Genomic DNA, 12465 nt, shown 5'->3' on the forward strand with positions numbered 1-12465 from the left:
ATTTATCTTTCATGTTGGCGGTATCGCACAGCAACATGCAGTCTAAAAGTATCAGCTTATGAAAAAGTTTCAATTTGAAGTCTGTGCCAATTCAGTAGAAAGCTGCCTGGCAGCACAGGCAGGCGGAGCCAATCGGGTAGAGTTATGTGCAGGTATTCCGGAAGGCGGAACGACTCCTTCTTACGGAGAGATATCGACAGCACGTGAGATGCTGACAACGACTCGTCTGCATGTCATCATCCGCCCGCGCGGAGGAGATTTCCTTTATTCTCCCATCGAAGTGAAGACGATGCTGAAAGATATCGAAATGGCACGGCAATTAGGAGCTGACGGAGTTGTATTCGGTTGTCTGACAGCAAACGGAGAGATCGACCTTCCTGCGATGCAAGAGTTAATGAAGGCCTCGCAAGGCTTATCGGTTACCTTTCACCGTGCTTTTGATGTATGCTGCAATCCTGAAAAGGCTTTGGAACAGATTATCGAACTGGGCTGCAACCGCATTCTTACTTCCGGTCAGCAACCTACTGCCGAAATCGGCATTCCTTTACTCAAAGAATTGCAGCAACAGGCTTCCGGAAGAATCATCCTGCTTGCCGGATGTGGCGTAAACGAGAAGAATATCGCTCGCATTGCCTCAGAAACCGGTATACAGGAGTTTCATTTCTCTGCACGTGAAAGCATCAAAAGCGATATGAAGTATAAAAATGAATCAGTATCGATGGGCGGCACTGTACATATCGACGAATACGAACGAAATGTTACCACCGCCCAAAGAGTGACAGATACCATTCAGGCTATAAATAAGGGATAATCGTAATATAGATACCCGTAATAATAGCTGAGGTGATTACTCCTGAGATATTGGCTCCCAAGGCATCTCCCAGAACGAACGAATCCGGATTGTCCTTGCTTACTATCTTCTGGGCAACTTTTGCGGTGGTAGGTACGCAACTGACAGCAGCGATACCAATCACCGGATTGTAATTTCCCCGCTTGACAATGTACATAATGTATCCGCCGATAATTCCTCCGATACCGGAAAGCAATAAGGCAACGATACCTAATACCAGCAATTTCAGTATTTTCGGATCAAGCAACAGATGCGCGTCGCAAAGCACACCCAGCAATACGCCTAACATAAAGGTTGAACCATACAACAACGGACCGCTGACAAAATCATAAATGTGCTTCATACCCGATTCGCGGACAGCAACTCCTAAAAACAGGGAAAAGAACAATGGAGAAGCTACCGGAAACAAGAAGCAGAGTACTGCGCAAAGAACAGCCGAAAAGGCCAGTTTCACTTTGGCGTCATAGTTCTTCGGTGCCTTCTTACTTACCATCTTAATGGCACGGAAACGTTTAGGAACTAATAGTTTGACCAGATAAGGATAACCTCCATACGTCAGTCCCAGATACAGATAGGCAACTACCGTGATAGGGACAAACAAATGCTTTGCCAGAGCCAGCGAAGTAAACAATACCATCGGGCCATCCGCACCACCTACCATAGCAACGGAGGCACTCTCCTTCAAAGTCAGTCCAAGGGCGGAAGCGATGGGTACCGTAAGGAACGTGCCAAGCTCGGCACATAAAGCAAGGAAAATACTCGCAAACGGTTTCTGAAGCAAGAAGCCCACATCCAGCAGTGTTCCGATGCCCATAAAGACAAAGCAAGCTATAAGCCCGTTACTGAATGTCAGCGTATAGACAGGCTGCAGAAAGTCTATCTGCATCGTATTCATCAGGTCATCCGTATCCGAAAGCATCGGGTCGAGAAAAAGGTTGCCTAATGTGCCATCCGGCATCATCAATGTTCCGCAGTTGATAGCTACCATGCCTAGCCCCATCGGGATCATGACCATAGGCTCGAGCACTCCCTTCCACCCGAGATAGATAAGTAACAACCCCAGAAGTACCAGAAAGACTCTGGCAGAAGCCAGCAGCCAGCCACTTTCCATCATTGTTCCAATGCCCTGAAAGAGGGTGGCAAAATCAATATTTTCCATAAATAAACGTTATTTTATTGCTTGTTGGTAGTAGATTTCTTTAGATTCTTTTTGTTGGTATGTGCCAGCTCTTCTTCTTTGAGAAAGAACTCACGTGTATCCCGCGGATAATAATAATCCATCAGGTTCTTTTCTGAAGCACCCGGACTTACCCCATGATAATAACCGGAATAGCCGGAAAAATTCCGGTTGATTCCACGACTGAAATCTTCGCGGTAATCTCCCAAAGTCTCTTCGGCTTCAAGCGGCATCTGCCTTACAAGCCTTTCTACTTTCTGCCGATGTTGTCGCCAACGGTGTAACCTCAACAGTTCCAGACGATGAGAACTATAAAAATCAAAAGAATCTGCCGCATAGGCAATCAGCTTGATGACCGCTGCAACAAAAAAACCGATGAGAAAGGTTAGTCCCATCATAGCAAAAGTAGATATTAATAAATCAATCATAGCAATATAAATATAGGTTATATAATAGTATTCAAAAAAAAGAAGAGGCGCCCAATGGTATAATCATTATAAAATTTAGACACACATGAAAGTTTAATCCCATCGGGCACTCCTCATCATCCATATAGAAACAATCGGCAGATGTTACTTGCCTGAATCACTTCGGTATACATCTTTGCTTCTATACGACGTAACTCCCGTTTCACAACGAAAAACACAATATTTTGATCCCGACACCTTAACTTGGTATCCGGGAAGTATATCATACGTTTATAGGAACAATAAATAATAAGGAGGGGCAGCGAGAAAGACATTTCTCACCCTGCCAAAGGAAAACAATGTAGCCTAAATAAGAATATGGGCTAATGTATAGACGTAGTATTTACACGAATATTTTGTGTAATTGACATCAAAGCAAGTATGGCTCAGACGTTTCTCCGGAAGCATCGTATTCAACGAGCTCAATATCTGTAGAATTGCAGTATTGGTAGTATTGAACCTCAAATTCTTGAAAGGAACAATGCTTCTTGGAAAAGAGAGATTATCAAAAATACAGTCGCTAACTTTACTGCCGTAAGTTCCGTCAGTCAGCAACGAATGAGTTTCTTTACATGATTTATCAAAGCCGGCAGAAGAGATACAGCAATTTGCTCCCTCATTGTAGGACATATCAATTGCCGGGACTCCAGTTTCTTTCTGAAATCCCTGCAATTCTTTGTTGGAAATATGAGTAAATCCCAAAGCCAGAAATGCGCATGCTAATATGCCAAAAATGTACTTTGCCATAATTTGCTGCAAACGTAATCATTCTTTTCCAAAAACAATGTATGAATAATAAGAATTAACGATTATTGCACTCTGGCTTCACCTTATAATCCATGTATTACTTTCATCAATTGCTCTCCCAGACCAATCGTATATCCCTGAGAGACAAAGACTACCCGGTTGAAAGTATCGGCAATGATGAATATCGGCAAACTATTTTTATGTTTCAGTTTCATATTATCCACTATCTGTTTGCAAATTCCATCCGTATCTATACCATAAATAACGGTAGAAGGCAACTCAGGAAACTCGGAAGGATGGAACTTCTTACATTGTGCTTCATCCGGGAAAAGCAATACCATTTTCCGGTTCCATTTCTCTAAGTCAGATTTTAAAGCTGCAATATCATGCAAAGCATGGTTGGTGGGTTCTTGCCCCGGACCTAGTATCCCGACTATAAAGTAGCCGCGGCCACAAGCTTGCAACAAACTTTGCCTATCCAAAAGTGTTGTCTTCTGCCCCATTTCTTCCACTGGAGTAAAAAGAGACTCGGAATTAAACCCGCCAATTACAGCAACCTTCTCACCTGATTCACGTAAATGATAAGAAACTTTTGTAGCTTCCAATTTCAAGTCATCTTTCTGCATCGGCAATACAAAAGATGAAATTCTAGCCAACACACCACCGTCAGCCAATCGCGTACCTGTCACCTGCAAATAATAACCGGCATCCAATACTCCTATATTCCTCAATTGAGGATTATTTTCATCACAATCAATTAATATCGGCCTTCCATCTTCTATTCTGGAGATCGTAAACTTACTATAATACTTCACTCTGTCATCACCATTTGCAATGGGTTTGTTTCCATCATACATCCGATATATTCCTTTGGGCGTTTCTACGCTTTCTGCTTTATCGAAGTTAACATCCACGGATTCATTCCAAAAATAACCGTTATCTTCAAAAGTCATATAATAAGATACACTCCCATTCATACTATTTATATAAGCAGGAATATTCATGCTACGTGCCAACGCAACAAAGAATATATCCCGCGAATGTGAATCAGCCACCCGAGAACGCCAGACTCCTTCCGGGGAAACAGGTATCCCCTGAGAATTATGCGTTCCGTCGACAGTCACATAACGGTTTACCCACTCTACCAAAGCTTGTGGACGATTACGGAATGTATCTACTTCCGCTTCCGAAAACTTTGACTGGAAGAAAGATCTGTAAGGAGTCAATGTCTCCATAGAAATACGTGGTTTGAAAATTTCATGTATTTTTAATTCCGGAGGATCACTCATACAAACAGGCCCCGGTAAAGCGCACACGTATGAACTATTAGAATCATCTTCTGTATACATGAAATGATCCATCAATACCTCATAAGAAACATCACGACGGTCTTTTTCGTTAATGATAGATAATAGCGCAGCAGCTTTCAGCAATTTTCCTTGTCGATCAGCCTCCTGCAGAAAACGAATTAACACATCATAATTTCCTCTGGCATCCACTAAGAAAGAACATAAACTTTTCTTCACACTAGAAGTTTTTGTCCCTTTCCATCCGGAAACTATAGAATCAATCTGCGCAGCAGTCGGAAAAGTAGCGATATACGAATTGCGGATAGAGTCTTCCAGAGCCATCCGCCGGTCATTTTCTGCCCGTTGCTCCGATGTTACTTCAGGCAAATTGGCATTCTCTACAGGAGGAACCATATCAAGATCCACTTCAAAGATATCTCCTTCTTTTTTATCCAGCACTAAGGCCAACTCCGATTGTTTTCCAAATGATAATTTGGTAAAGCCGAACTTTCCTTCACTGGAAGCCCATACCAGCATATCTCCTTTTCCGGCTGTCAATGATACTTGCCCGTCAGCATCCGTATATTTTGTAGCTACTGTATAGAACTCGGCGTAATTATATACCTTAAAATCAACTCTGGCACCGGAAATAGGATTTCCACTCACATCCGTCACAGTCACTATTGCTTTTGCTGTCGGCGCATAATTCTCTGTCACATTGATTTCCGTATAATTAGGAGTTTCAAGCATAATTTCTTCCGGACCGTTATAGCGACCGAATACCTTTGTATGCATCAGCATTCCCCGGCTAGCAGGAGCATTGAACCATCCCAGATTCAAAACCGGTTCCGGCTCGCAAGCCCCAATAAAATACCACTGGCCATCTGCCCATGCTTCCACCCAGGCATGATTATCATCCGTATGCGCCCAGCGGGGAGTATATACCTGCCGTGCCGGAATACCTACCGAACGCAATGCAGCCACAGCAAACGTGGATTCTTCTCCACAGCGTCCATACGCCGTCTTCACCGATGCCAGCGGAGAACTCGTACGTGCATCGCTCGGACGATACACCACCTTTTCGTGGCACCAGTGATTCACTTCCAGAATGGCATCTTTCATGGAAAGATGCTTTACCCTATCCTTCAATTCTCCATAAAATACCCGGCGGGAGTCATCCAAATTCTCATTATTCACCCGAATAGGTAACACAAAATGCCGGAACAATTCGTTCGGGACCTTATCTCCCCAAGGCATCTCGGCACGTGTCTGACCGGATAACCGAACATTCTCCAAATAATAATCTCCCGAATAATCCGTTACATCCCCTATCGGCATATACGCATAGAGAAACATCAAAGCTTCCTGCTCATACACAGACAAGTCAGGATTCGACAAAACAGTAAATAAGTCTCCACGAGGAAGCGCCTGTTTTTTTTGTTCAAAGTCTTTGGTTACTTGATTCCGATAATCCTCTTCTTTCAGGAAATGAGCATTGCTACAGGCAAACAGCACAATCGAGAGAATCAAAACAGATACTAGATGGATGAATGTTTTCATAAGAGTGTTTGGTTTATTTTAGATAATAAGATTGCTGTCTTACAAAAATACAAGAATATTTTCTGAATGCCTAGATAACTACATAAAAATGTGATGGATAAGAATAATATTGTCATCAAAGGAAAACAGCGGGAAAATTGTAACAGGTTTGTAACATCTCCGTGTTCGAACCTCTTATAAAAAGAAATTTCATAAGAAAAAGAAGATTTTTATGTTTTACAGCATATAATTCAAAAACATTTTGTATCTTTGCAGTGTTAATAAAGAAAACAAGATGTAAAACCGCTCTTCAAAACGTGGAGGGCAAAAAAAGAGGAAACAAATTATGAAAAAGAATGCAAATGAAAAAATCATGATGTTACAGTACCGTATTAAACGTTATCAAGCAATGGGAAACGGTGCTATGTGCCAAACCTTGAATGGTAAACTTCAAAAACTGCTGACGAAGCAGCCTGCCATGTAATTAAACACACTAATATATATCATGAAAAGAGCGGAGCAACCGATTGGTTCTCCGCTCTTTCTTTTTTATTTTCTTCTTATTTCTTCTTCAAAGTCACGTCACTGATTTCTACTACCCCACCTTTATTCTGTCCAAGGATAGCTACGTAACAATCCTTCAGGATAGCAGCATCATCATCCGTATCAGACACTTCCATATCAGGATTGGACTTCTTACTGCTGATAGTATTCACCACCTGTCCCATGTCATAGTAAACAACAACCTTTGTCCATTTGCCCGCATCCTTGATTTTGAAGTTATACTGTGCACCGGAAGCATTAGGCTGAGCATCAGCATCATAATCTCTACGCATAAAGAAGGTAGTGTTCAGCTTACCGTTATCATTCTTTTCTTCATTCGTCTGCTTGATATATACACTGACCGGAGTCCCTGCTTCTTTCACTTTTGCATAGAAAGTCAGCACATAGATACCTTTCTCCAAGCCGTCGGTAATACGTTGTCCCAGAAAAGCTTTATACCAGGAAGTATTCTTTTCTGCACCCGAATTATCTATTTTCATGGCATTCGGATATTTGGCATCCCCGGTTTGTTCCCAAGCGATGGTTGTCACACCGTCTGCCTCATTATTCATGATGAACCACTCACCTGCTGTAGCCTTGTTAGGGTTGGTAACCTTATTCGTTACTTCCGTAGCAAACTTTTCATTCTTGATCAAATTCTGAGCACTTACGCTTACTCCGGCGACAGCCAAAAGACCGATTAATAATACTTTTTTCATCTTACTGCGATTTAATTGTTTATACGTTATTTCTTGTTTCTACTTTATCTGCTGAATTCTATTTCACTTGTTGAATAACAAACTTATAATTTCCAGTCTCTTTTTTCTCGTTTGTTTTTAGTGTGATGCGATAAATCTCCTTGCCCCATACATTAGAGAGGCGCGGATCATCCAATTGGATGGTTTCCAGTTCAGCTTTGAATTGGACCGGATAGTCCAGTTCTACTTTCTGCCCTTTTACTTCAATCTGAATTTTACCCGGTGAAGGGAAAGTCACATTCCCCCAAGTCATAAAATTTACCTGATTGGGAGCTACAGCTTCGTTCAGAGTGTAACTGTCAGTGATAGTCAGCTTACGGTCGTCCAGTGCATACGAACGGTTCCAGTTCTTCACTTTCGCCTCAGCCGGATAAGCTTTAGCTATATCAGTAGTGAAAACGCGTTTCTTTTCGTTGCAAGTGGTGTTTGTCGCCTTATACTCCTGACCGTATTTCTGCGGTACACCGTTAATCATCGGCAGGTTATGATAATTGCTCTGCATGGTCCAAATGGTGTAACGGTCTTTGCTGAATGTCTGTTTGGTATACGTACCCACTCCGGCGTCGATAAAGACAGGAATCGTATTCATGTATAAAGAGAAAGTTCCCACGTCATTATGATTATGACTTTCGTTATTAAAACCACCTTTGGCAGCCACAAACATTCCATTCTTATTCTTCATGTAGCAGAATTCCGTTTCGGGATACCAGGTTACGTCAGGCATATCATGCTTTGGCGTTTCTTTGGCAAGATCATTGCAGCAAATCAGAGACTGAAGGGAACGGAATGCATCGTTTCCCATTGTTGCATAAGGTTTTCTGCCATTCAGCAGATAAGCTGCAAAATGCATCATTTCATCGCTGTTGACAGCCTTACCAAAACGATAGATCAACAGAGGATCACCACCGCCTTGTGCGGAAGCATCGGCAAAGTTCACTACCCAGCCATTACCGACATAAGAACGGGACATATACTCTCCCATACGACGAATCATCGGTTCATTGAACAGAGATATGTTGCCTCCTGTACCATCGGAAAGTATTTGCAAATAATCATATAGCTTACCTGCCGCATGTCCCCAATAAGAAGTTCCCTCTTCGCAAGCTCCGTCAGACTTCACAAAGTTGATAAACTGATCGACCGATTTCATCGAACGATACACCGCTTCTGCCAGACGGTCTTTATTATTTTCCATCAAAAGAAAACACTGCAAAGCATTAGAATTACACCAAGGATTCCAGTTGTTGATAATCTCACCCGGCTGCCAGTTGAATGCCATCCACCACATATCATCATCATTCATATATGGATCGAGGATACGTTCTTTAATCGCTTTACGCATTTGCAGAGAAACAACCGGATTGATTTTGTCGAAAGGCTTACGGAAGAAATAATGCACCCAAGCCATCAATGCACCATATCCACCGGAACCAAGATCAATAATTTGTTCACGGAAATCGGGAAGAGAACGCTTACTACTTTGTCGGGGCAGATGGGCAGACAATACCCATGAATTCATCTCGCAACTCATGTAAGCTCCGTTCAGCAACTGATCGATGAAACGCCCCTTGCCTTCTGCCAGTTCTGCCAGCATCAGCGTATTCAATGCCTGACGGTTAGCATCATAGGGAACTTCCATTATTTTACGATTACCGGTACGTTCATATTCAAGATAGGCAGTAGCGGGGATAAGTTGCCACTTGTAATCGAGAAGCTTCTCTCCTGCTGCAATAAGACGTTGCTTGTTAGGTCCCATCAGTGAATCCCATGCGGCACGGTCGGTGTAAGCCGGGTAAGGTACCCACGCCTGCTTCATTACCAATACACTTTTCAACGTAGTTTCGTCTGCTGCTTTTTGCAGCATATTGCGTTCAGTATAGGCATTCGCTTTGAAAGAAAAACTTCCAAGGGCAACTACCAGAAGAAAACTAATAAAATGCTTCATTCGATTCATGGTATTTTTGTTCGTTTAAGTATGGCAAAGATAGTACATCTCTGAAAAAGTAAGGTGAGCAAATCATACGAACCTCATGACAAAAAAGTACAGACTTCAAGAAAAAGTATATAAGTACCTTATTATCCCCAGTAAACAGACGCTCTGTTCAGAGCAAACAGAGCCTTCATTCTAAGTAAACAGACACTCTGTTCCAAGTAAACAGAGGCTCTGTTCGAGCTTCCGTAAAACCGTCGTTACTATCAATCTGAAGGCTGCTTTATTCCCAATCGCTAAACTCAAAACTCAGTTGTTCCCAAACTCCGCGCTGTTCGTCCGTCTCTTCTTTCGGATTGGATACGGAAAGTCCGATGAGCCGTATCGGGTGTTGTTCGTACTCCACACTTTTTAGTAATTCTTTAGCAAGGGGCAGCACACGGTCTAAGGTAGTCAGTTCCTGCGATTGGGTAATGCTTCGGGTAATCTGACTAAAATCATGAAACTTAATTTTCAGAGTCAATGTATTCCCTTTAAACTCTTTATGCTGAAGCCGCTCAATCAGTTCTACCGCCACATGATATAGTTCGATGATAACGGAAGAATGGGCGGAAATATCCTTTTCCAATGTCCGCTCACAGCCGATAGACTTTCGGATACGAACCGCCTCTACGGGACGTTCGTCAATGCCACGGGAACATTCATAATAAAGCGACCCGACCTTTCCAAAATGGGCAGTCAGCATTTCAAGCGAACACTTACGTAGCTGAAGTCCATTATGGATACCCAGCAGATGCATCTTCTTTGCCGTCACAGGGCCCACTCCCCAAAAAGATTCAATCGGAAGACGGGCTATGAAATCAAGCGCTTGTTCAGGATGAATAGTGCACAAGCCATCCGGTTTTCGATAGTCTGAGGCGATCTTCGCCAAAAACTTATTATAAGAGACACCGGCTGACGCGACCAAATTCAGTTCTTGACGGATGCGGAGCTTTATTTCCTTTGCTATGTCTACCGCCAAAGAGATTCCTTTTTTATTCTCCGTCACATCCAGAAAAGCCTCATCCAAAGAAAGAGGTTCGATTATATCGGTATATTCATGAAAGATTTCATGTATCTGACGGGAGACGGACTTATAAACATCCATTCGACCATGTACAAATATCAATTGCGGACAAAGTTTCTTTGCCTTCTGTGAAGCCATAGCTGAGCGGACGCCATAGCGCCGGGCTTCATAACTCGCCGCCGCTACCACTCCCCGCTCCTCGGCATGCCCCACTGCCAGAGGTTTGCCACGAAGTTCCGGATTATCGCGCTGTTCTACAGAGGCGTAGAAAGCATCCATATCGATATGTATGATCTTACGCTGAGACATTATCTTCGATTATCAGAGCAAACTTACTACAATTTTCCGAATAAATAGATCTCTAGAATAATATGCATCTATTTTTTTAGAGACACAGGTCATAAAAAAGATTCGATATCATTGCGATCCCATTTCTAATAATAGTATATTTGTATATTGTTATCCATAATCTGTCTACAGGAAAACATTTGAGGTACAAACCATAAAACAAATTTAGTATTATGAAAAAACTACTATTCTATTTATTCATTCTATGCAGCACTTCCGCAGTTGCCCAAAATGGAACGACTTTTGAAGTTGAGCAACTCTCCAAACCCGAAAAGTTACATCCTGTGGCTTCGCCTGATGAAATCTACAGATACCTGATGTTATCTGATAATGAATTAACCATTAGAATTACAGAAAAAGACATCTGGAAACCTCCATTTAATGTAATTGCCAAAAGTGAATCTCCTGACAGTTTAGTACATTTTGGGTATAATTCTTTTTTCCGCGGTATGTATCAGGCTTATGCAGATCATAGACCGTTCGTTTTATCACCGGATATGATTTGGTTACTGATTAGCCAAGGTTTTGCCCAACACGTGAATGCCAACCATGAGTCTTTGAGAAAATATTTTGTAGATTTCTCCGGGAAACAATCTTTAGTTGTACAATCCAATAAGAAACTGGAAGACCCGAGTCTTTCATGGGAAGAAATGCTCCCTCAGTTTACGGAACAGATAAGAAAAGAGGTAGGAGGTAATCTGGTCGAAACACTCACTTGTAATTTCTCTACAACGACTTCTTTGGAAAAGACCGTTTCTGAGATAACAATAATGGAAACGGTGAAATCATACTTCGAATTTATCACCATAATGATTGCTTGCGGTATTCCGGAAATCACGCTTGAAGGCACACCACAAGACTGGGAAAAAGTTTTAAATAAAGCCAGAGAACTAAAAGAATATAAACTTGAATGGTGGATATCACAACTTGAACCTCTTTTGGAGGAGTTTGTGAAGGCATCAAAGGGGACCGTTAACCAAGAGTTTTGGCGTAATATGTTTAAATGTCATTCGCCAAAGTCATGTGGAGCTCCCGAGACTTTTGATGGATGGATCATTAAATTCTTTCCTTATGACAATGAAGGAAAAAGAAATAATCTAAAACAGATTGTGGGTCGTAAAAAACTTCCGAGCGAGATAGTAAAAGTTGATTTAAAGTATATTGAAGCATACAATGATACCGTGATTGAAACACCACTGGAACTGTGGTCCGGTTTCATCGGACTCAAACAAAACAATGAGAGTTTTGCCCTGAGACCACAAATCGGCTGGATGGTCAGAAAGAAAAGCACAGATAACACCCGGCTCATTAACAAATTAAAAGCCGATGCCAAAACAGGAGGTTTTGGCAGGGGTATCAACCTTAGAGTGAAAGAGTTCCCTTCCATACTGCTGAAACTTGAAGAAATAAAACAGTTGGAGCTTACCTTCATTAATGAAATTGATATACCGGACGAACTTTCAAAAGTGAAAATCGAAAGGTTAGAGCTATCCGGCAAGATTACGGAAGAAGGAATACAACGTATCAAAAGCTTGTTTCCAAATACAAATCTGAAAATAAACAGAAAGAATATAACAGAAATATCACCTGGTAATTCCCAGAGACAGAAAGGAATAATCGGTATTACGTATGAATAGAAATAAGGGCTGAATTCACAGGGACTATCCATCTGATTGTGTAAATAGAAAACTACGGGATTTTTCTCGTAGTTTTTTTATTTATGTATTAACTTTGTAAAAATCAGATTTAAT

At 41.8% G+C, this 12465-nt stretch carries 9 protein-coding genes; 2 read left to right on the top strand and 7 right to left on the bottom strand.

The features are described from left to right. Nucleotides 1-58: 58 nt before the first annotated feature. Nucleotides 59-811 carry a copper homeostasis protein CutC gene (locus tag BLW31_RS22075; protein ID WP_010537005.1) on the top strand — a complete coding sequence of 251 codons (753 nt, stop codon included), beginning with the start codon at nt 59-61 and terminating at the stop codon, nt 809-811. On the opposite strand, the gene BLW31_RS22080 is transcribed toward BLW31_RS22075, so the two are convergent. From BLW31_RS22080 to dinB, 7 genes are all read right to left on the bottom strand, one after another. Beyond that, nucleotides 795-2009 carry a sodium ion-translocating decarboxylase subunit beta gene (locus BLW31_RS22080; RefSeq protein ID WP_010537004.1) on the bottom strand — a complete coding sequence of 405 codons (1215 nt, stop codon included), beginning with the start codon at nt 2007-2009 and terminating at the stop codon, nt 795-797. The genes BLW31_RS22075 and BLW31_RS22080 overlap by 17 nt on opposite strands. A gap of 14 nt (nt 2010-2023) precedes the next feature. Further along, nucleotides 2024-2455 carry a hypothetical protein gene (locus tag BLW31_RS22085; protein ID WP_010537003.1) on the bottom strand — a complete coding sequence of 144 codons (432 nt, stop codon included), beginning with the start codon at nt 2453-2455 and terminating at the stop codon, nt 2024-2026. A 345-nt stretch (nt 2456-2800) separates the two neighbouring features. After that, complete coding sequence (locus tag BLW31_RS22090; RefSeq protein ID WP_010537002.1) at nt 2801-3241, bottom strand: DUF8440 family protein; 441 nt, start codon at nt 3239-3241, stop codon at nt 2801-2803. An 83-nt stretch (nt 3242-3324) separates the two neighbouring features. Then, nucleotides 3325-6090, bottom strand: coding sequence for a transglutaminase domain-containing protein (locus BLW31_RS22095; protein ID WP_010537001.1), 2766 nt, complete (start codon nt 6088-6090; stop codon nt 3325-3327). Between the two features lie 539 nt (nt 6091-6629). Beyond that, on the bottom strand, nt 6630-7331 hold the full coding sequence (locus BLW31_RS22100) for a BT4411 family hyaluronic acid-binding protein (protein WP_010537000.1): 702 nt from the start codon (nt 7329-7331) through the stop codon (nt 6630-6632). A gap of 58 nt (nt 7332-7389) precedes the next feature. Continuing rightward, nucleotides 7390-9324, bottom strand: a complete 1935-nt coding sequence (locus BLW31_RS22105; RefSeq protein ID WP_022300842.1) for a heparinase II/III domain-containing protein — start codon at nt 9322-9324, stop codon at nt 7390-7392. 259 nt (nt 9325-9583) lie between these two features. Next, nucleotides 9584-10675, bottom strand: a complete 1092-nt coding sequence (gene dinB / locus BLW31_RS22110; RefSeq protein WP_010536998.1) for a DNA polymerase IV — start codon at nt 10673-10675, stop codon at nt 9584-9586. A 212-nt stretch (nt 10676-10887) separates the two neighbouring features. Here dinB and BLW31_RS22115 point away from each other — a divergent pair, with 212 nt between their 5' ends. Continuing rightward, nucleotides 10888-12351, top strand: coding sequence for a DUF4419 domain-containing protein (locus tag BLW31_RS22115; RefSeq protein WP_010536997.1), 1464 nt, complete (start codon nt 10888-10890; stop codon nt 12349-12351). The last annotated feature ends 114 nt before the right edge of the window (nt 12352-12465 follow it).

The organism is Bacteroides faecis MAJ27, from assembly GCF_900106755.1.
Classification (GTDB): domain Bacteria; phylum Bacteroidota; class Bacteroidia; order Bacteroidales; family Bacteroidaceae; genus Bacteroides; species Bacteroides faecis.

What these genes read in the sequence shown, in the direction of transcription:
- BLW31_RS22075 (WP_010537005.1), top strand. Translation starts at nt 59, where the DNA reads ATGAAAAAGTTTCAATTTGAAGTCTGTGCCAATTCAGTAGAAAGCTGC.
- BLW31_RS22080 (WP_010537004.1), bottom strand. Translation starts at nt 2,009, where the DNA reads ATGGAAAATATTGATTTTGCCACCCTCTTTCAGGGCATTGGAACAATG.
- BLW31_RS22085 (WP_010537003.1), bottom strand. Translation starts at nt 2,455, where the DNA reads ATGATTGATTTATTAATATCTACTTTTGCTATGATGGGACTAACCTTT.
- BLW31_RS22090 (WP_010537002.1), bottom strand. Translation starts at nt 3,241, where the DNA reads ATGGCAAAGTACATTTTTGGCATATTAGCATGCGCATTTCTGGCTTTG.
- BLW31_RS22095 (WP_010537001.1), bottom strand. Translation starts at nt 6,090, where the DNA reads ATGAAAACATTCATCCATCTAGTATCTGTTTTGATTCTCTCGATTGTG.
- BLW31_RS22100 (WP_010537000.1), bottom strand. Translation starts at nt 7,331, where the DNA reads ATGAAAAAAGTATTATTAATCGGTCTTTTGGCTGTCGCCGGAGTAAGC.
- BLW31_RS22105 (WP_022300842.1), bottom strand. Translation starts at nt 9,324, where the DNA reads ATGAATCGAATGAAGCATTTTATTAGTTTTCTTCTGGTAGTTGCCCTT.
- dinB (WP_010536998.1), bottom strand. Translation starts at nt 10,675, where the DNA reads ATGTCTCAGCGTAAGATCATACATATCGATATGGATGCTTTCTACGCC.
- BLW31_RS22115 (WP_010536997.1), top strand. Translation starts at nt 10,888, where the DNA reads ATGAAAAAACTACTATTCTATTTATTCATTCTATGCAGCACTTCCGCA.